This window comes from Mesorhizobium sp. WSM4822 (genome assembly GCF_055811155.1).
Genome location: NZ_JBVVQM010000007.1, coordinates 1 through 18,731, shown reverse-complemented (window position 1 = coordinate 18,731; position 18,731 = coordinate 1). Strand labels below are relative to the sequence as shown.

General features: G+C 63.1%; 21 protein-coding genes. 10 read left to right on the top strand and 11 right to left on the bottom strand.

Annotated elements, in window-relative coordinates:
• Positions 1–7 precede the first annotated feature (7 nt).
• From hutU to hutI, 4 genes are read right to left on the bottom strand one after another with little or no spacing between them, the layout of a single operon-like run.
• Positions 8–1,678, bottom strand: coding sequence for a urocanate hydratase (hutU, locus tag AC0L3E_RS17030; RefSeq protein WP_256748361.1), 1,671 nt, complete (start codon positions 1,676–1,678; stop codon positions 8–10).
• A 26-nt stretch (positions 1,679–1,704) separates the two neighbouring features.
• Positions 1,705–2,523: an N-formylglutamate deformylase gene (gene hutG, locus AC0L3E_RS17025; protein WP_256748362.1), complete on the bottom strand. Its 819-nt coding sequence runs from the start codon at positions 2,521–2,523 to the stop codon at positions 1,705–1,707.
• Positions 2,523–4,064 (bottom strand): histidine ammonia-lyase, encoded by a 1,542-nt coding sequence (gene hutH, locus AC0L3E_RS17020; RefSeq protein ID WP_256748363.1) that lies wholly within the window; start codon positions 4,062–4,064, stop codon positions 2,523–2,525. Before hutH ends, hutG begins: the two co-directional genes overlap by 1 nt.
• Positions 4,061–5,296: an imidazolonepropionase gene (gene hutI, locus AC0L3E_RS17015; protein WP_256748364.1), complete on the bottom strand. Its 1,236-nt coding sequence runs from the start codon at positions 5,294–5,296 to the stop codon at positions 4,061–4,063. The genes hutH and hutI overlap by 4 nt, the downstream gene beginning before the upstream one ends.
• A 98-nt stretch (positions 5,297–5,394) precedes the next feature.
• Here hutI and AC0L3E_RS17010 point away from each other — a divergent pair, with 98 nt between their 5' ends.
• A complete protein-coding gene (locus AC0L3E_RS17010; RefSeq protein WP_473605227.1) occupies positions 5,395–6,747 on the top strand; it encodes a formimidoylglutamate deiminase in 1,353 nt (450 codons plus the stop codon).
• Complete coding sequence (gene hutC / locus AC0L3E_RS17005; protein ID WP_127329851.1) at positions 6,744–7,481, top strand: histidine utilization repressor; 738 nt, start codon at positions 6,744–6,746, stop codon at positions 7,479–7,481. Before AC0L3E_RS17010 ends, hutC begins: the two co-directional genes overlap by 4 nt.
• A gap of 139 nt (positions 7,482–7,620) precedes the next feature.
• On the opposite strand, the gene AC0L3E_RS17000 is transcribed toward hutC, so the two are convergent.
• Positions 7,621–7,965, bottom strand: a complete 345-nt coding sequence (locus AC0L3E_RS17000) for a RidA family protein (RefSeq protein WP_127271894.1) — start codon at positions 7,963–7,965, stop codon at positions 7,621–7,623.
• 226 nt (positions 7,966–8,191) lie between these two features.
• Here AC0L3E_RS17000 and aztA point away from each other — a divergent pair, with 226 nt between their 5' ends.
• From aztA to AC0L3E_RS16980, 4 genes are all read left to right on the top strand, one after another.
• Complete coding sequence (aztA, locus tag AC0L3E_RS16995; protein WP_127273264.1) at positions 8,192–8,998, top strand: zinc ABC transporter ATP-binding protein AztA; 807 nt, start codon at positions 8,192–8,194, stop codon at positions 8,996–8,998.
• Positions 8,998–9,873 (top strand): zinc ABC transporter permease AztB, encoded by an 876-nt coding sequence (gene aztB, locus AC0L3E_RS16990; RefSeq protein ID WP_127322949.1) that lies wholly within the window; start codon positions 8,998–9,000, stop codon positions 9,871–9,873. The genes aztA and aztB overlap by 1 nt, the downstream gene beginning before the upstream one ends.
• 26 nt (positions 9,874–9,899) lie before the next feature.
• The gene (gene aztC, locus AC0L3E_RS16985; protein ID WP_127329847.1) at positions 9,900–10,841 is read left to right on the top strand and encodes a zinc ABC transporter substrate-binding protein AztC; all 942 of its coding nucleotides are present in this window, start codon (positions 9,900–9,902) and stop codon (positions 10,839–10,841) included.
• Between the two features lie 151 nt (positions 10,842–10,992).
• Positions 10,993–11,331, top strand: coding sequence for a protein tyrosine phosphatase family protein (locus tag AC0L3E_RS16980; RefSeq protein WP_127321732.1), 339 nt, complete (start codon positions 10,993–10,995; stop codon positions 11,329–11,331).
• Positions 11,332–11,342: 11 nt separating this feature from the next.
• Here AC0L3E_RS16980 and AC0L3E_RS16975 read toward each other — a convergent pair whose 3' ends face one another.
• The gene (locus AC0L3E_RS16975) at positions 11,343–11,810 is read right to left on the bottom strand and encodes an Lrp/AsnC family transcriptional regulator (protein ID WP_127270128.1); all 468 of its coding nucleotides are present in this window, start codon (positions 11,808–11,810) and stop codon (positions 11,343–11,345) included.
• A gap of 138 nt (positions 11,811–11,948) precedes the next feature.
• Here AC0L3E_RS16975 and hppD point away from each other — a divergent pair, with 138 nt between their 5' ends.
• Both hppD and AC0L3E_RS16965 read left to right on the top strand, forming a co-directional pair.
• Positions 11,949–13,064: a 4-hydroxyphenylpyruvate dioxygenase gene (gene hppD, locus AC0L3E_RS16970; protein WP_473605225.1), complete on the top strand. Its 1,116-nt coding sequence runs from the start codon at positions 11,949–11,951 to the stop codon at positions 13,062–13,064.
• A gap of 57 nt (positions 13,065–13,121) precedes the next feature.
• Positions 13,122–13,310 (top strand): type II toxin-antitoxin system Phd/YefM family antitoxin, encoded by a 189-nt coding sequence (locus tag AC0L3E_RS16965; RefSeq protein ID WP_127270132.1) that lies wholly within the window; start codon positions 13,122–13,124, stop codon positions 13,308–13,310.
• Here AC0L3E_RS16965 and AC0L3E_RS16960 read toward each other — a convergent pair.
• The 5 genes from AC0L3E_RS16960 to hmgA all read right to left on the bottom strand — a co-directional run bounded on the left by AC0L3E_RS16960 (position 13,307) and on the right by hmgA (position 17,424).
• Positions 13,307–13,843: a DinB family protein gene (locus tag AC0L3E_RS16960; protein WP_473605224.1), complete on the bottom strand. Its 537-nt coding sequence runs from the start codon at positions 13,841–13,843 to the stop codon at positions 13,307–13,309. The genes AC0L3E_RS16965 and AC0L3E_RS16960 overlap by 4 nt on opposite strands.
• Positions 13,844–13,847: 4 nt before the next feature.
• Positions 13,848–14,135: a hypothetical protein gene (locus tag AC0L3E_RS16955; protein WP_128309104.1), complete on the bottom strand. Its 288-nt coding sequence runs from the start codon at positions 14,133–14,135 to the stop codon at positions 13,848–13,850.
• 4 nt (positions 14,136–14,139) lie between these two features.
• Positions 14,140–15,153 carry a fumarylacetoacetate hydrolase family protein gene (locus AC0L3E_RS16950; protein WP_473605223.1) on the bottom strand — a complete coding sequence of 338 codons (1,014 nt, stop codon included), beginning with the start codon at positions 15,151–15,153 and terminating at the stop codon, positions 14,140–14,142.
• Between the two features lie 91 nt (positions 15,154–15,244).
• Positions 15,245–16,099, bottom strand: coding sequence for an MBL fold metallo-hydrolase (locus tag AC0L3E_RS16945; protein WP_473605347.1), 855 nt, complete (start codon positions 16,097–16,099; stop codon positions 15,245–15,247).
• An 11-nt stretch (positions 16,100–16,110) separates the two neighbouring features.
• The gene (gene hmgA / locus AC0L3E_RS16940) at positions 16,111–17,424 is read right to left on the bottom strand and encodes a homogentisate 1,2-dioxygenase (protein ID WP_127269413.1); all 1,314 of its coding nucleotides are present in this window, start codon (positions 17,422–17,424) and stop codon (positions 16,111–16,113) included.
• Between the two features lie 88 nt (positions 17,425–17,512).
• Between hmgA and AC0L3E_RS16935 the strand changes: the two genes are divergently transcribed.
• The gene (locus AC0L3E_RS16935; protein ID WP_292334713.1) at positions 17,513–17,986 is read left to right on the top strand and encodes a MarR family winged helix-turn-helix transcriptional regulator; all 474 of its coding nucleotides are present in this window, start codon (positions 17,513–17,515) and stop codon (positions 17,984–17,986) included.
• Between the two features lie 154 nt (positions 17,987–18,140).
• A complete protein-coding gene (locus AC0L3E_RS16930) occupies positions 18,141–18,647 on the top strand; it encodes a DUF2380 domain-containing protein (RefSeq protein ID WP_127269415.1) in 507 nt (168 codons plus the stop codon).
• Positions 18,648–18,731 lie beyond the last annotated feature (84 nt).

Below are 18,731 nucleotides of genomic sequence, written 5' to 3'. Positions count from 1 at the left end.
CAGCCAATCAGCCGAGAATGCCGGGCAGATTGAGCTGGTGCTCCTTGGCGCATTCGACGGCGATTTCGTAGCCGGCATCGGCGTGGCGCATGACACCGGTCGCCGGATCGTTCCACAACACCCGCTCCAGGCGCCTGGCGGCGTCCCGCGTACCGTCGGCGACGATGACCATGCCGGCGTGCTGCGAGAAACCCATGCCGACGCCGCCGCCATGGTGCAGCGACACCCAGGTGGCGCCGGACGCCGTGTTGAGCAACGCGTTGAGCAGCGGCCAATCGGACACAGCGTCCGAGCCGTCCTTCATGGATTCCGTTTCGCGGTTCGGCGAGGCGACCGAGCCGGAATCGAGGTGATCGCGGCCGATGACGACAGGCGCCTTCAGCTCGCCCTTGGCCACCATTTCGTTGAAGGCGAGGCCGAGCCTGTGGCGGTCGCCAAGGCCGACCCAGCAGATGCGCGCCGGCAACCCTTGAAAGGCGATGCGCTCGCGCGCCATGTCGAGCCAGTTGTGCAGATGGGTGTTGCCGGGCGTCAGTTCCCGCACCTTGGCGTCGGTCTTGTATATATCCTCGGGATCGCCGGAAAGGGCTGCCCAGCGGAACGGCCCGATGCCGCGGCAGAACAGCGGACGGATATAGGCCGGCACGAAGCCGGGGAAGGCAAAGGCGTTCTCGAACCCCTCCTCCTTGGCCACCTGGCGGATGTTGTTGCCGTAGTCGAGCGTCGGCACGCCGGCGTTCCAGAACGCCACCATCGCCTCGACATGTTCGCGCATGGAAGCGCGTGACGCCTTCTCGACCAGCTTGGGGTCGCTGACGCGCTTCTCGCGCCACTCGGCCATCGTCCAGCCCTTCGGCAGGTAGCCGTTGATGGGATCATGCGCCGAGGTCTGGTCGGTGACCATATCGGGGCGAATGCCACGCCGGAACATTTCCGGGACGATCTCGGCCGTATTGCCAAGCAGGCCGACCGATTTCGCCTCGCCGGCCTTGGTCCAGCGTTCGATCTTTTCCAGCGCCTCGTCGAGCGTGTCGGCGCGCTCGTCGACGTAGCGGGTGCGCAGGCGGAAATCGATCGAGTCCGGGTTGCATTCGATCGCCAGGCAGCAGGCGCCGGCCATGACGGCGGCGAGCGGCTGGGCGCCACCCATGCCGCCGAGACCGCCGGTCAGTATCCATTTTCCCTTGAGATTGCCGCCATAGTGCTGGCGGCCGGCCTCGACGAAGGTCTCGTAGGTGCCTTGCACGATGCCTTGCGTGCCGATGTAGATCCACGAGCCGGCCGTCATCTGGCCGTACATCATCAGGCCCTTCTTATCGAGCTCGTTGAACTTTTCCCAATTCGCCCAGTGCGGCACCAAATTGGAGTTGGCGATCAGCACGCGCGGGGCGTCCGGGTGGGTCCGGAACACGCCAACCGGCTTGCCGGACTGGACCAGCAAAGTCTCGTCATCGGCCAGCGTCCTCAAGGAGGCGACGATGCGGTCAAAGTCGTTCCAGGTGCGCGCCGCCCGGCCGATGCCGCCATAGACGACCAGCTCGTTGGGATTTTCAGCAACATCCGGGTCGAGATTGTTCATCAGCATGCGCAGCGGCGCTTCCGTCAGCCAGGAGCGCGCGCTGATTTCGGTGCCGCGCGGGCTGCGGACTTCGCGGATGTTGTGGCGAGGATTGTTCATGGCGTCACTCCATAAAAGGCCTGATGTCAGACGCGCGCCCAGGACGTCGCGGTCTCGAGGATTTTCCGCAGCGTGGCGCGGATCGGTGCTGCGAACTCGGCGTCATAGGGCACCGGCCAATTGTCCGGCGTACCCTTGCCATCTGGCTCGCGCATATAGCCGCGGTTGGAGAGTTCCATCTGCAGCGCATGCACGCCTTGTTGCGGCTGGCCGAAATGGCGTGTGATCCAGCCGCCCTTGAAGCGGCCGTTGATGACAAAGGTTTCACCGGTTTCGGCCATGATCTGGCCGACCATCGCCTGCAGCGTCGGATCGGCGCTCCTACCGTCATTGGTGCCGAGGTTGAAAACCGGCAGCGTACCTTCAAACAGGCGCGGCAGCACTGAACGGATCGAGTGGCAGTCATAGAGGACGATCTTTTCGTGCAAGCCACGCAACCGGTCGATTTCGACCTGCAAGGCGGCATGGTAGGGCACGAAGAATTTCTCGCGACGCTCGTCGATCTCCGACGGCCCCGGTTCTTCGCCCTCGCGATAGAGCGGATCGCCATCGAAAGTCTCGGTCGGGCAAAGGCCGGTCGTCGCCTGGCCGGGGTAAAGCGAGGCGCCGGAGGGATCTCGGTTGACGTCGATGACGGTGCGCGAGATCGCGGTGTGCACCACCGTCGCCCCGAGGCCGGCAGCAAAGTCATAGAGATTGTCGATCCACCAATCGCAGTCGCGGCGGCCGAGCCAGGGCGAGACCAGCCGATTCTCAAGGCCGGCGAGGTCGATGCCGGTGTGCGGTATCGACACCAGCAACGGCGCTGTGCCGGGCATGACCGTCAGCCAGGGCGCGTTTGCCATCACATCGCTCCGGAAACCGACGGCAGAGCCACGCCGCCGGCGGCCTCGATGGCCGCACCGCTGCGCACCATGGCGATGGCTTTTTCCATATCGGGGTGGAAATGGCGATCATTGTCGAGATGCGGCACTTCGGCCCGGACCAGCTTGCGCACTGCCTCCAGGGCGTCGCTCGAGGCCAGCGGCGCATGGAAATCGCAGCCTTGGGCCGCGGCCAGCAATTCGATGCCGATCACGGCGGTGGCGTTCTCGACCATCCCGATCAGCCGGCGCGCACCGTGCGCCGCCATCGAAACATGGTCTTCCTGGTTTGCCGAGGTGGGGATCGAATCGACGCTGGCCGGATAGGCTTTCTGCTTGTTCTCCGAAACGAGGGCCGCCGCCGTCACCTGCGGGATCATGAAGCCGGAGTTCAGACCGGGCTTCGGCGTCAGGAAGGCCGGCATGCCGGACAGCGCCGGATCGACAAGCATGGCGATGCGGCGTTCCGACAGCGAACCGATTTCGCAGATGGCGAGCGCGATCATGTCTGCGGCGAAGGCCACCGGCTCGGCGTGGAAATTGCCGCCGGAAAGCGCGGTGTCATCCTCGGCGAAGATCAGCGGATTGTCGGTGACGCCATTGGCTTCGGTGCCCAGCGTGTCGGCCGCCTGGCGCAGCACGGTGAGTGCAGCGCCCATCACCTGCGGCTGGCAGCGCAGGCAATAAGGGTCCTGCACACGTTCGTCGCCAACCCGATGCGATTCACGGATGGCGCTGCCGGCCATCAGATTGCGCAGGGCGTCGGCCGTCTCGATCTGGCCGGGATGCTTTCTCAGCACATGGATGCGCGGGTCGAAGGGGGCGTCGGAGCCTTTTGCCGCGTCGGTCGACAGGGCACCGGCGACCAGCGCCGATTGGTAGAGCACTTCGGCCTCGAACAAGGCGGCCAGCGCATAGGCGGTCGAAAACTGGGTGCCGTTGAGCAGCGCCAAGCCCTCCTTGGCGCCCAGTGTCACCGGTTCCAGGCCATGCGAGACGAAGGCGACCTTGGCCGGGAAACGGCCATGTGGGGTAAAACACTCGCCGACGCCGATCATCACCGCCGTCATGTGCGACAGCGGAGCGAGGTCGCCGGAGGCGCCGACGGAACCTTGCGCCGGCACCACCGGGATGACGTCGTTGGCCAGCATCGCTTCGAGCAGCTCGATGGTCTGCGGCCGCACACCCGACGCGCCCTGCGCCAGGCTGGCGAGCTTCAGCGCCATCATCAGCCTGCAGACAGCAACCGGCATCGGCTCGCCGACGCCGGCGGCGTGCGACAGGACGATGTTGCGCTGCAAGGTCTCGAGATCCTCGGCCGGGATGCGGACGCTGGCCAGTTTGCCGAAGCCGGTGTTGATGCCATAGACCGGCTCGCCCTTGGCAACGATCCTGGCGACGGCCTCGGCGCTCGCCTTGATTTTCGGCCGGCAGGCATCGTCCAGCTTGGGCACGGCGCCACGATAGATGACGCGCCAGTCGGCCAGCGTCGCATTGCCGGGCTTCAGGGTCAGTTCGGTCATTGTCCTCTCCAGATGCGGGCATGCAGCGGGTTGAAGCCCATGCGGTAGACGAGTTCGGCGGGGCGCTCGATGTTCCAGATCGCCAGGTCGGCGGATTTTCCGACCTCAAGCGTGCCGGTTTCTCCCAGCAAACCAAGCGCGCGGGCGGCCTCCCGGGTGACGCCGGCAAGGCATTCATCGACGGTCAGGCCAAACAGGGTCGCGGCCATGTTCATGGTCAGAAGCAGTGAGGTCAGCGGCGAAGTGCCGGGATTGTTGTCGGTGGCGACAGCCATCTTGACGCCGTGCTGGCGAAACAGGCCGATCGGCGGCTTCTTGGTTTCGCGGATGAAATAGTAGGCGCCGGGCAGGATCGTCGCCACGGTTCCGGCCTTGGCCATCGCCGCTGCACCGGCATCATCGGTGTATTCGAGATGGTCGGCCGACAGCGCACCGTAACGGGCGGCGAGTTCGGCGCCATGCAGGTTGGACAGCTGGTCGGCATGGAGCTTGACCGGCAGGCCTGCTGCCTTGGCCGCATCGAAGACGCGCGCCATCTGTTCCGGCGAAAAGGCGATGCCCTCGCAAAACCCGTCGACCGCATCGGCCAGCCCCTCGGCGGCAATCTTTGGAAGAATCTCATTGGCGACCAGATCGATAAAGGCGTCCTTGTCGCCCTTGGCTTCCGGCGGCAGCGCGTGAGCGCCGAGGAAGGTGGTGCGGATTGTCACCGGCCGCTGGTTGCCCAACTGCCGTGCGGCACGCAGCGACTTCTTCTCGTTTTCGAGATCGAGGCCATAGCCGGACTTGATCTCGACGGTGGTCACGCCTTCGGCGATCAGCGCATCGAGGCGCGGCAGCGATTGAGTGACCAGTTCATCTTCGCTGGCGGCGCGCAAGGATTTGACCGACGAAACAATGCCGCCGCCGGCCCGGGCGACCTCTTCATAGGTGGCGCCGGCCAGCCGCATCTCGAATTCGTTGGCGCGGTTGCCGGCATGGACCAGATGGGTGTGGCAGTCGATCAGGCCAGGCGTGATCCAGCGGCCCTCGCAATCGACCGTCTCGGCGCCCTGGGCAAGTGTTGGGGGCAGCTCCGACTCGAGGCCGGCATAGACAATGCGGCCGTCACGCGCAGCGACCGCGCCATGTTCGACGACGCCAAGTCCGGCAGACCCGTCGGCCATTGTCGCCAGCCGCGCATTGCGCCACAGACGAAGATCCCCTGCCCGGCTTTTGCTATGTCCAGCCATCATCTTTTCCGTTTCAATCGATGACGATTATGTATATACATATTGAAACGCACTGCAAGTGCCATCATCGCATGAGAGACAGAGAACCGGAGAGAAAAGTGGCAGCGATCTTTGCGGAACAGGCGCTCCTTCCCGATGGCTGGCGCGATAATGTGCGGCTCACCCTGGCCGAGGGACGCATTACAGCCGTTCAGCCTGGCGCCGCAGCGGCAGCCGGCGACGAACGCCACGCGATCCTGTTGCCCGGCATGCCCAATTTGCACAGCCACGCCTTCCAGCGCGGCATGGCCGGCCTTGCCGAGCTTCGCGGCCCCTCCGCCGACAGTTTCTGGAGCTGGCGCGAGGTGATGTACCGCTTTGCCCTGTCGATGACGCCCGATCAGGTCGAGGCGGTTGCAGCACAACTCTATGTCGAGATGCTGGAGGCCGGGTTTTCCCGCGTCGGCGAGTTTCACTATCTGCATCACGACCGCGATGGAAAATCCTACGCCAATCTTGCCGAGATGGCCGAGCGCATCGCGGCGGCGGCCGGCGAAACAGGTATCGGCCTGACGCTTTTGCCGGTGTTTTATGCGCACTCGTCTTTCGGCGGCGCCGCGCCAAACCAAGGCCAGCGGCGATTCATCAACGATGTGAATCGGTTCTCGCGGCTTGTTGAGAAATGCCGCGAATTGGTTCGCGCGTTGAATCAGGCTGTCGTCGGCGTCGCTCCGCACAGTTTGCGTGCCGCGACGCCGCAGGAGCTAGCCGAAGTCGCCGCGCTGGCGCCGGAGGGGCCGATTCACATTCATATCGCCGAGCAAGTGAAAGAGGTCGAGGACTGTCTTGCCTGGTCCGGCGGGAGGCCCGTGGAGTTTTTGCTCGCCAATGCCAAGGTCGACAAGCGCTGGTGCCTGATCCACGCCACGCACATGACCGATGCGGAAACCGTTGCCATGGCCAGGAGCGGTGCCATCGCCGGTCTTTGCCCGATCACCGAGGCCAATCTCGGTGACGGCACTTTTGCCGCGCCGCTGTTCAGGGAACATGGCGGCCGCTATGGCGTCGGCTCCGATTCCAACGTGCTCATCGGCCTGCCCGACGAATTGCGCCAGCTCGAATATTCACAGCGCCTCGCCCACCGCGCCCGCAATGTGCTGGCGGTCGCGGGCGGCTCGACCGGCCGGGCGCTGTTCGATGCCGCGCTGGACGGGGGCAGCGTCGCCCTTGGCGCCGGCATCTCGCAGATCGCCGCCGGCGCATCCGCCGATCTCGTCTCGCTCGATCCCAAAAATCCCTCGCTGGCCGGCAAGAGCGGCGACGCGATCCTGGACGCCTGGATCTTCGCCAATGGCGGCAAGGTCGACTGCGTCTGGGTGCATGGGTTCAAGCAGGTCAGCGGCGGCAGGCATGTGAAGCGAGAGGCTATCGCCGAGCGGTTTCGCAGCGTGATGACGGCGCTTTCGGCATGAGCATGGCCGGCACAGTGGTAGCGGACGGTGGCGGCTCGCTGCACCAGCGCATCCTGACCGACATCAGTGAGAAGATCACGTCCGGTGCCTGGGCGCCCGGCCATCGCATCCCGTTCGAGCACGAACTGAGCGTGCAATACAATTGCTCGCGCATGACGGTGAACAAGGCGCTATCACAGCTTGCCAAGGCCGGGCTGATCGAACGTCGCCGCCGCTCAGGCAGCTTTGTGCGCCGGCCGCAGTCGCAAGCGGCGGTGCTGGAAATCCACGATATCCGCATCGAGGTCGAAGCGCTCGGCCTGCCTTACCGCTACGAGCGCGTCGCTCGGCACAAAAGGCGCAGCAGCGCCGAGGATCGCGCCCTGCTGGAATTGGGCTTGGCCGGACCGGTTCTGGCGCTGGAATGCGGGCATTTCGCCGGCGAGCGGCCGTTCGCGCATGAACAGCGGCTGATCAACCTCACCGCCGTACCCGAGGCAGCAGACGAGGAATTCGTGGCCATCGCACCAGGACCATGGCTGATCGGCCGCGTGCCGTGGAGCGAAGCCGAGCACCGGATTCGCGCTGTCGCCGCCGACAGACATATAGCGGCCGCACTCGACATCGAAGCCGGCGCGCCGTGCCTGGTGGTCGAGCGACGGACATGGAGCGCCGAACATCCGGTCACCCATGTGCGCTTTACCTACGCGGCCGAGAGCCACACGCTGGTGGCAAGGTTCAGGCCGCAGGGGTGAGGCGTGTCCAGCCGCAGGCTGGCGAAAAGCCAACGATTTGGCTTTTCGAACGCCGAACGCCCGGAGCCATAGCGGAGGGCAGCGGCGCCACCCCCACCCCGTTGCTTCGCAGCGACCCTCCCACAAGGGGGGTAAAAACTCAAATCGCAGCGGTAATAATGATCTCGACCAGATAGTCCGGGGTGGCGAGCTTTGCTTCGCCGGTGGCACGGGCTGGCGTGTTGCCCTGCGGCACCCACTTGTCCCATTCCGCGTTCATCTCGGCAAAGGTGCTCATGTCGGCCAGCCAGATGATCGCCTGCAGGATCTTGGTCTTGTCGGAGCCAGCCTTGGCCAGCAATTCGTCGACAGCCGCCAGAATGTCCCTGGTCTGCGAAGCGACGTTGCCGGTTGGCTGGCCGACCTGACCAGCCAGATAGACGGTATTGCCATGGATGACGATCTGGCTCATGCGCGGGCCGACATCGATGCGACGAATGCTCATTGGATGGTTCCTTCCTGTGACGGTTGCGCTTCTTTAGAGTCGCGGCCGGCTTGGGGCAAGGTCGCCAGGTCGAATCCCCTTGGGCCAACGGCATATGGCATGCACACACGGCAAGTTGACCCTGCGGCCGCAATTCCGCCGGATTGGCTTGTTGACTAATGTAATAACATCACATATCCAATCGGCCGCTGCCAGCAGCCGGATTTCGCCGCCTACGGATCGCAGAATGACAAATACCTGCCTGACATTCCGCGACCTGACGCTTGGCTATGGCAGCCATCCGGCGATCCATCATCTCGACGGCACCATCCGCAAGGGCTCGCTGACCGCTGTGGTCGGCGCCAACGGCTCCGGCAAATCGACGCTGATGAAAGGCATTGTCGGCGTCCTGAAGCCAATGGCCGGCGAGGTTATCCGCGCGCCCGGTGTACGTGCCGCCTATCTGCCGCAGCAATCGGAGCTCGACCGCTCTTTTCCAGCGCGCGTGGTCGATCTGGTTTCGCTCGGCCTGTGGCCACGACGCGGCCTGCTTGGCCGCTACACCAAGGAAGATCGCGATGACGTCAGCAAGGCGCTGATGGCGGTCGGCCTCGGCGGCTTTGAAAAGCGCCCGATCGACACGCTGTCGGGCGGCCAGTTGCAGCGCACGCTGTTTGCGCGCGTCCTGCTGCAGGACGCCGACCTCATCCTGCTCGACGAACCCTTCAACGCCGTCGACGCCAAGACGGTCGGCGACCTCATTGCCCTGATCAAGCACTGGCACGGCGAGGAACGCACCATCATGGTTGTCGTCCACGATCTGGACCTGGTGCGGCAGAATTTCCCCGAAACGCTGCTTCTCGCCCGCCAGCCGATCGCCTGGGGCGAAACCAGGGAAACGCTGAAACCTGACAACCTGTTGCGCGCCCGCCGCTTCCACGAAGCTTGGGAAGAAAATGCACCCTGGTGCGAGCCGGGCGAGGACGCTCATGGTGACGATCACCATGGCCACGATCACGACCGCCAACATGGCGTCGGACCGAGGGCTGCCTGATGGACATGCTTTACGGCCTTGTCATCGCGCCCTTCGCCGATTTCGGCTTCATGCAGCGGGCTTTGATCGGTTCGCTGATGCTGTCGCTCGGCGCCTGCCCTATCGGCGTCTTCCTGATGCTGCGGCGCATGAGCCTGTCGGGCGACGCGATGGCGCATGCAATCCTGCCCGGTGCGGCCGCCGGCTTCCTGTTCTATGGGCTGGAGATCCTGCCGATGACCATCGGCGGCCTGATCGCCGGCGTCATCGTCGCGCTCGGCGCCGGCGCCGTCTCGCGCTTCACCATACAGCGCGAGGACGCCTCGATGGCGGCGTTCTATCTGATTTCGCTCGCCATCGGCGTGCTGATGGTGTCGATCCGCGGTTCCAGCGTCGATCTCATGCATGTGCTGTTCGGCACCGTGCTGGCGCTCAACGATGAGGCCCTGACGCTGATCGGCGGCATCGTCGCGGTGACGCTGGTCAGCCTCGCCATCTTCTGGCGGGCGCTGGTCGCCGAATGCCTCGACCCGCTGTTCCTGCGCTCGGTCAGCCGGCTCGGCAGTCCGGTGCATTTCATCTTCCTCGGCCTTGTCGTGCTCAACCTTGTCGGCGGCTTCCAGGCACTCGGCACGCTTCTGTCGGTTGGGCTGATGATGCTGCCGGCCGCAGCTGCTCGCTTCTGGACAGCTCGCGTCGAGCCGATGTGCGTGCTGGCGGTGCTGATCGGCTTCGCCTCCTGCGTCGCCGGGCTGCTTTTGTCCTATCACGCGTCGCTGCCATCCGGCCCGGCCATCATCCTTTCGGCCGGCGTGGTCTATTTCGCCTCGATCCTGTTTGGCACGCGCGGCATTCTGCGCGCGCGCATCATCCATCACCGTCACAGAACGGCCTGATCCCCGCCCCTAGAAGGAGACCGTCTATGCTGAAATCGATCCATGCCGCCCTGGCGATGAGCGTTATAACATTAACCGCTTTTGGCGCATCGTCGGCCTTGGCCGCACCGCTGAAAGTGGTCGCCAGCTTCACCGTCATTGCCGATTTCGCCAAAAATGTCGGCGGCGACCGCATCGACGTCACCACCATTGTCGGGCCGGATGGCGACGCCCATGTCTACGAGCCGAGCCCGGCCGATGCTGTGGCCATGGCCAAGGCCGACATCGTGCTGGTCAACGGCCTGCATTTCGAAGGTTTCCTGCAGCGGCTGGTCGATGCCAGCGCCACCAAGGCGTCTATCATCACCTTGACCACGGGCGTGACGCCGATCGATTTCAAACCTGAATTCGCCGATGCCGACGCGGCCGAAGGTGCCGGCACCGGCGGCGGCAAGACGGTCACCGATCCGCACGCCTTCCAGTCGATCGCCAATGCCAGGATCTACGTGAAGAACATCGCCGAGGCTTTCTGCGCGGCGGATGCGGAAGGCTGCGTCAGCTACCAGACCAATGCCGCCGCCTACACGAAGAAGCTCGACGCAGTCGAAGGCGAAGTGAAAGCGGCGATCGCCTCAATCCCGGAGAGCAAACGCGTCGTCATCACCTCGCATGACGCCTTCGGCTATTTCGAACACGCATACGGCCTGACCTTCCTCGCTCCGCAAGGCATCTCGACCGACTCCGAGCCATCCGCCGCAGACGTCGCCAAACTGGTCAATCAGGTGAAGCAGGACAAGGCGGCTGCGATCTTCGTCGAGAACATCACCAACCCGCGCCTGATCGAACAGATCGCCAGCGAAACCGGCATCAAGGTCGGCGGCACGCTCTATTCGGATGCGCTGTCGCAGCCCGACGGCCCGGCCGCGACCTATATCGACATGATGCACAACAACATCCGTCAGATCAAAGGCGCCATTCTCGGCAGCTGAGTATGAAGGGATCGTCCAGCCGGGCCGCATCGGCCCGGTTGGATTTTCCGGCACGCAGTGTCTATTTGGCAGAGAATTCCTTCGGTACGGATTGCCGCCCATGTCGGGGAGTGGCAAGACTGCCGCCTGACCAGTTTGCGAGGATGCTGCCATGGAATACCGCGAAATCAGCGAGGACTATTCGGTTTCGGGCCAGATCCAGCCTGAGGACGTCGCCGCCATCAAGGAAGCCGGCTTCAAGAGTGTCATCTGCAACCGGCCCGATGACGAACAGCCCGGCCAGCCTTCTGCCGACACCGTCAAGGCAGCGGTCGAAGCCGCAGGGCTCGCCTTCCGCTACATTCCGGTGATCAGCGGCCAGATCACCGCCGAGAATGTCGAGGATCAGGCCGAAGCGCTCAACGAACTCGACGGCCCGGTCTTCGCCTATTGCCGCTCCGGCGCCCGCTGCACCAATCTCTATGGGCTGATCCAACAGTCGAAGGGCTGAACGGCCAGGGCTTAAATCGGCAGTGCGCCGGTCTCCTTCAACGTCTCCAGCACGATCGCCGTCTTCACGTGCTGCACGGATTCGTGTGGCAGGAGCACGCCGTTGACGAATTCCGACAGCGACTTCAGGTCGGGCGTCACCACTTTCAAAATGTAATCCATCTCGCCGGTCAGCGCGTGCGCTTCCTGCACCTCAGGCAGCCGCGCCACCAGTTCGCCGAAGCGCCGCGCATTGTCGCGGTTGTGCGTGGCGAGCGTCACCGAGATGACGTTGACCAGGGAAAAACCGAGCTTGTCGCGGTCGAGAACGGCGCGATAGCCCTTGATAAAGCCGTCCTCCTCCAGCCGCTGGCGGCGGCGCGAGCATTGCGACGCCGACAGGTTCACCCGCTCCGAAAGGTCGTTGTTGGTCAGCCGCGCATCACCCTGCAACAGCGCCATTATCTTGCGGTCAAACTGGTCAATACGCGCCTCATCCATGGTTTTTCCTCACATCACGCACGCTTCACGCATGACATCATCATTTCAAGCGTTTGAATGCAAGCACCGTGCGCCTCCTCCGCGTTATGATCGTGTCAAATGGGCTTTTCAGGCCAGGCCAGCTTTCGGAGGAATATCATGGGTCCCTTCCCGCACGACGCCCCGCCTGCCACGATCAGCAAGGACAACCCCGCCGGCTCGGACGGTTTCGAGTTTGTCGAATTCGCGCATCCGGAACCGGAAAAACTGGCTCAACTGTTCACCCGTATGGGCTATGTCGCGGTGGCCAAGCACCGCACGAAAGACGTCACCATCTGGCGGCAGGGCGACATCAACTATGTCGTCAATGCCGAGCCCGGCTCGCATGCGATGAAGTTCGTCGACAAGCACGGCCCCTGTGCTGCGTCTATGGCCTGGCGGGTGGTCGATGCCAAGCACGCCTTCGACCATGCCGTTGCCAAGGGCGCCACGCCTTACGAAGGCGCCGACAAGGCGCTCGACGTGCCGGCAATCGTCGGCATTGGCGGCTCGCTGCTCTACTTCATCGAGACCTACGGCAAGAAGGGTTCGGCCTATGATGCCGAGTTCGAATGGCTGGGCGCTCGCGACCCACGGCCGGAAGGCGTCGGCTTCTACTATCTCGATCACCTGACCCACAATGTCTATCGCGGCCAGATGGACAAGTGGTGGGATTTCTACCGCAATCTGTTCGGCTTCAAGCAGATCCATTTCTTCGACATCGACGGCAAGATCACCGGCCTGGTGAGCCGCGCCATCACCTCGCCCTGCGGCAAGATCCGCATTCCGCTCAACGAGTCCAAGGACGAGACCAGCCAGATCGCCGAATATCTGAAGAAATACAATGGCGAGGGCATCCAGCACATCGCTGTCGGCACCGACGAGATCTATGCCGCCACCGACAGGCTGGCTGAGAACGGGCTGAAGTTCATGCCCGGCCCGCCGGAGACCTACTACGACATGTCGTACGACCGCGTGAACGGCCATGACGAACCGATCGAGCGGATGAAGAAGCACGGCATCCTGATCGATGGCGAAGGCGTCGTCGATGGCGGCACGACCAAGATCCTGCTGCAGATCTTTTCGAAGACCGTGATCGGCCCGATCTTTTTCGAGTTCATCCAGCGCAAGGGCGACGAAGGTTTTGGCGAGGGCAACTTCCGCGCGCTGTTCGAATCCATCGAGCAGGACCAGATCAAGCGCGGCGTGATCAAGGTGGACGGCAAAGCGGCGTAAGGTTACTCTCGCTGCGGCCCGGCTTTGGCTTAAGGTTGGGCCTAGCGAGGTCGAGCCGTGCACGTCTCTATTACGGAAGCCAGAGCCAAACTGTCGGAACTCGTCAGGCGTGCAAATGCCGGCGAGGAGATCGTAATCACCCGGCGCGGCAGGGTCGTAGCGCGTCTCTTGCCGCCCCCCGGCAAGGAAAGACCTATCGGCGCCACCGCTGCTCTGAAAGGGCCGAGCGGCTTGACGATTAATTAGAGCCCCAACCGCTCGACCTCTCTCTCCCTCAGCTTCGCATCATAATAGAGCAGAAACTCATCCAGTTGCGGCGGCTTGACCGACGTCCCCGAAAGCATGGCGTGCACCTGGCCGCGATGATGGATGTCGTGCAGGAAGACATGGGCGAGGATGTCGCCGATGCGCTCGGGGATCATGCCGTCCTCGCGCCGGTCGGTGATAACCTGCCGATCGAGGTCGTCGGCCGACAGTCTATCGCAAAAGGCGATCAGCCGCCGGTCGGCTGCGACCTGCACCGCAAACAACGCCCCCGGCTCGTCGAGGGGCACGAAGTCGTCATGGGCGGCAGCACCGAGACCACCCTCTTCGAGAAAATCGAGGTAGAGAAGATCGACCGCAAGGATTTGGTTGAGCGTCGCCTTGATCGATGGAAAGAAGCTGGTGCGTTCGGCCTCGAACTCGCCTGGCTGGAGCGACAGCACCGCGCGGTAGAGCCGGTCGTTCGACCACAGATTGTTGCCGGCCATACGGCGCAGATGGTCGAGCAGGTTCACGAGATCATCCCCCTGCCCGCATCAGATGCAAGCCTGCCCCCATGATCGCGAATCCGGCAAGAACGATCAGCAGAAGCCGGTTCATGCGCCGCCGCATGGCTTGCGTTTCCTCGTCGCGCGCGACGTTCATGTTGGTGATGGTGTGGAACATCATCGCCTTGCGCGGAAAGCCGCTGCGGTTGGTCAGGCTGGGCGATCGCGCCTCAATGCGGTAGCTCAGCCGGATCGCCTGGATGAAGACCGCCAGTATGGCGAGTGCCCAGACACCGGCCAGAAGATAGTCCCCCGTCATGCCCTTACCTCTCGTATTTCTCGACCTTCTGCTCAATGGCGCCGAAGATCGAATGCCCGGTTTTGTCCTTCATCTCGATGCGCACCGTGTCGCCGAAGCGCAGGAACGGCGTTTTGGGTTCGCCTGACACAATGGTCTCGATCATGCGCACTTCTGCGATGCAGGAATAGCCAGCGCCACCGGCCGAAACAGGCTTGCCCGGCCCGCCGTCGAGCTTGTTGGAGACGGTCCCCGAGCCGATGATCGTGCCGGCCGCCAATGGCCGTGTCCTTGCTGCGTGAACGATCAGCGCCGGAAAATCGAAGGTCATGTCGATACCGGCATTGGCCCGGCCGAACGGCTTGCCGTTGAGATCGGCGAGCAGCGGCAGGCTGACCTTGCCGCCGTCCCAGGCGTCACCCAGTTCGTCCGGCGTGACCGCGACAGGCGAAAACGCCGAGGACGGTTTTGACTGGAAAAACCCGAAACCTTTGGCCAGTTCCGGTCCGGTGAGAGCGCGCAGCGTGACGTCATTGACCAGCATGACCAGCCGGATCGCCGCGCGCGCCTCATCGACACTGGCGCCCATCGGCACGTCGTCGACAATGACGGCGACTTCGCCTTCCATGTCGATGCCGAAGGCTTCGTCAGCCATGCGGATCGGATCGCGTGGCGGAATGAAAGAATCTGAGCCGCCCTGGTAGATCAGCGGGTCGGTCCAGAAGCTCGCAGGCATCTCGGCGCCGCGCGCTTTGCGCACCAGTTCGACATGATTCACATAAGCCGAGCCGTCGGCCCATTGATAGGCGCGCGGCAGCGGCGAGTGGGCGTCATGCTCGTGGAAGCGCTCCGCCGGCACCGCATTGTTCTCAAGCGATTCCGCTATTGTCGCGAGATGCGGGGCGATGCGGCGCCAGTCGTCGAGCGCCGCCTGCAGCGTGCGCACCAGGAACGAGGCGTCGGTGAAGCGTGTCAGGTCGCGCGAGACAACGACGAGTTTTCTATCGCGCGTCCCGTCCTTCAATGTGGCAAGCTTCATGCGGTTTCCTCTCCTGCTGCAGCTTTGGCGCTGCTTTGGTTTTTTATCTTACGCATGATCTTTTCCGAAAACCGGTTCCCACTTTTCGGGATCATGCTAGCTCCACAACAAGGCCGTCGCGGGCGATCGTCAAGTCGCCGGCCCATGTTTTCCTGACAGCGGCAGTCCAGTCGGCCTCCCCGATCCCGGGATCGTCGGCCGGAATGAGATGATTGAGCACCAGTCTCTTGACGCCGGCATCGCTGGCGATGCTGCCGGCCTCTTCGGCAAAGCTGTGGCTGGCGAGCAGGTGGTCTTTCAGCCGCGCGCCATTGCCGGTCCTGGCCACCAGCCGCTCGATGCCTTCTTCCAGCATGGCTTCGTGGACGAGGATATCGGCGCCTTGGGCAAAATCCGCGAGCGGCGGAAAGAAGGCCGTGTCAGCGGAGAACACCACGCTTTTCCCGCCGTGTTCGAAGCGCAGGGCAAAACAGTCGGTCACCGGCGGATGCTCGACGCGCAGCGCCGAAACCGTCAAGCCGCCCTGTTCGACCACTTGGCCTTCGCCGAATTCGCTGATCGAAACCAGGTCGCGAATATCCGGTCGGCCTTCATCGACGATGCGGATTTCGATATCGAACTCCATCGCCTGGCAAAAGCGCCGCCAGTAGTGGCCAGTGCCGGGCGGACCGAAGACGCCGACGGGCGTGGCCAGACCCGCCGTCCAGGCGGTGTGGATCAACGGCCCCAGTTCCAGCACATGGTCGGAGTGCAGATGCGTGATGAAGATCAGATCGAGCGATTTCAGGCCGATGCCCGCGTCGACCAGACCGCGCGTCACGCCAAGCCCGCAGTCGACGACGATGCTGCGGCCTCCGATCTGCAGCAGCGACGAACTCGGCCACGGACCACCCGGCCGCAATGCCGGGCCACCCTTCGAGCCCAAAAGCACCAGCCGATCCGGCATTGGCTCGGTGCTCAAGACCAGTCGCCCTCGGGCGTGCCATTGAAACGCTTCTTCAGATCCGCCCAGCAGTCGATGTAATTGTCCTGCCGGGTTTCGAGTTCGGCGCCGTAGCGGGTCAGCATTTGCGGAAATCGGGTCTCGAACATGAACGCCATGGTGTTGTCGAGCTTGACCGGTTTCAGGTCCGCGCGCGAGGCCTTTTCGAAGCCAGGCGCATCCGGTCCATGGGCCAGCATCAGATTGTGCAGACTGATGCCGCCGGGCACAAAGCCCTCTTCCTTGGCATCGTACTGGCCATGGATCAGGCCCATGAACTCGCTCATGATGTTGCGGTGGTACCAGGGTGGCCGGAACGTGTCTTCGGCCACCAGCCAGCGTGGCGGGAAGATGACGAAGTCGATATTGGCCGTGCCCTCCTCGCCGCTGGGTGCCGTCAGCACAGTGAAGATGGACGGGTCGGGATGGTCGAACAGCAGCGCGCCGACAGGCGAAAAGGTAGCCAGATCATATTTGTAGGGGGCGTAATTGCCGTGCCAGGCAACGACGTCCAGCGGCGAATGGCCGATCTCGGTGACATGGAAATTGCCGCACCATTTCACCGTCAGCCGGCACGGCGTTTCCTTCTCCTCGAACCAGGCGCAAGGCGTCTTGAAATCGCGCGGATTGGCCAGGCAGTTGGCGCCGATCGGGCCGCGGTCGGGCAGCGTCAACTTGGCGCCGTAGTTCTCGCAGACGTAGCCGCGCACTTCCTTGTCGACCAGCTCGACCTTGAAGACCAGACCGCGTGGCAGCACCGCGATCTCGCCGGGCCGCAGCTCAATGACGCCCATCTCGGTGACGAAGCGCAATGCGCCGACCTGCGGCACGACCAGCAATTCACCGTCGGAGTTGAAGAAATGGTCGTCGACCATCGAGCGGTTGGCGACATAGACATGTGCCGCCATGCCGGTCTGGCCGAGCACGTCGCCTGATGTGGTGATGCTGCGCATGCCGGCGATAAAATCGGTCGGCTCTTTCGGCATCGGCACCGGATTCCAGCGGTATTGGCCAAGCGCCAACTCATGATCGCCGACATTGGGCGCACTCTTCCACAAGGGATAGCTCGCAGGCTTGAAGCGGCCAGTGTGCTTGACGCTCGGCCGGATCCGGTAGAGCCAAGAGCGCTCATTGGTGCCGCGCGGGGCGGTGAAGGGCGAGCCCGAAAGCTGCTCGGCATAGAGGCCGTAGGCCGGCCGCTGCGGGGAGTTCCGTCCTTGTGGCAGCGAACCGGGCAGCGTCTCGGTTTCGAAGTCGTTGCCGAAACCCGGCATGTAGGAAAAGGCCATTGCTTCCTCCCCGGAATGGATCTCAATTGACCAAACTGGTTTCATTTGTAACCATTGAAAATGTAACCATCAATGGCGGCTTTGAAAAATGGCGATCAAGAGCGAAGCGTCCGACGCGCCTGAAATTCTCAATCTGGAAAATTTCCTGCCCTACCGGCTCTACCGGCTTGCCGACGCCGTCAGCCGCGAATTTTCGCGGATTTACAAGGATAGCCACGGCCTGACGCGGCCGGAATGGCGCACCCTTTCGGGGCTGGGGCAGCATGGAACGATGACGGCGTCTGCAATCGGTGAGCAATCGGCCATGCACAAGACAAAGGTTTCGCGCGCTGTCGCCGAGCTCGAACGGCGGCGCTGGCTGACGCGAAAACCGGACGAAAAAGACCGCCGTATCGAACATCTGACGCTGACCGGAACGGGACTTGCCGCCTATCGCGAGATGGTGCCGCTGGCCAAGGCGTTCGAACGGGATTTGCTGGCAAGGCTCAGCGCTGAAGAGCGCACGGCGATCACCAGCGGACTGGCTGCATTGGAGACCAGTCTGGTCCCGAGCATGGGTTAGTCCAAGATCAAGCCAATCACTCTGAACGACGGAGTTCGAGCGAACCTGCGTGGGAACTCCCACCGCAGCCAAAGCATAGCATTGCTTTCGATTTGATCGTGATTTGCGTTGTCAGGCCGCGTATAATGCCCATTACACCGACGGGAGGACTACGATGAGCATTCGCGCATTAAGTGTCCTGGTGACGCTACTTGTAGGCACCTGCACATTTGCGCAGGCCCAGCAGACAAAGCCGATGTCGATCGAAGTGTTCCCTTTCGAATTGGAGGACAAGAGCGCCGGGGCGGGAATAATTCCCCCAGATGAATATGACAGGCGCTATCTGTCGGAATCGGCACAAGTTGCAAAGGACATGCTCTCCCAGTCTGGGCGCTTTACAGTAATTGATGTGCCGGCGAGGGATACACAGGCTGCTGCGCCGCACGGATTGCGCAACTGCGCTGGTTGTGAAGGACCGATTGCCAAGGAGCACGGCGCGTCGCTTGCCTTGCTTGGCGTCGTAACGCGCGTCAACCGAACGGAACATACTATGTTCATTCGCATCCTTGACGCCGAAACCGGGAGACATGTTTCGGAGGGGTTTACCGATCTTCGCATGGGTGCGAACCACGCATGGCCCCGCTCCGTGAAATGGCTGATGAAAAACAGAATCCTGCGCTAGGCGGCATCTACCAGTCCATCACCACCTTGCCGGAACTGCCGCTGCGCATCGCATCGAAGCCGGCCTGAAAATCGTCGATGCCGA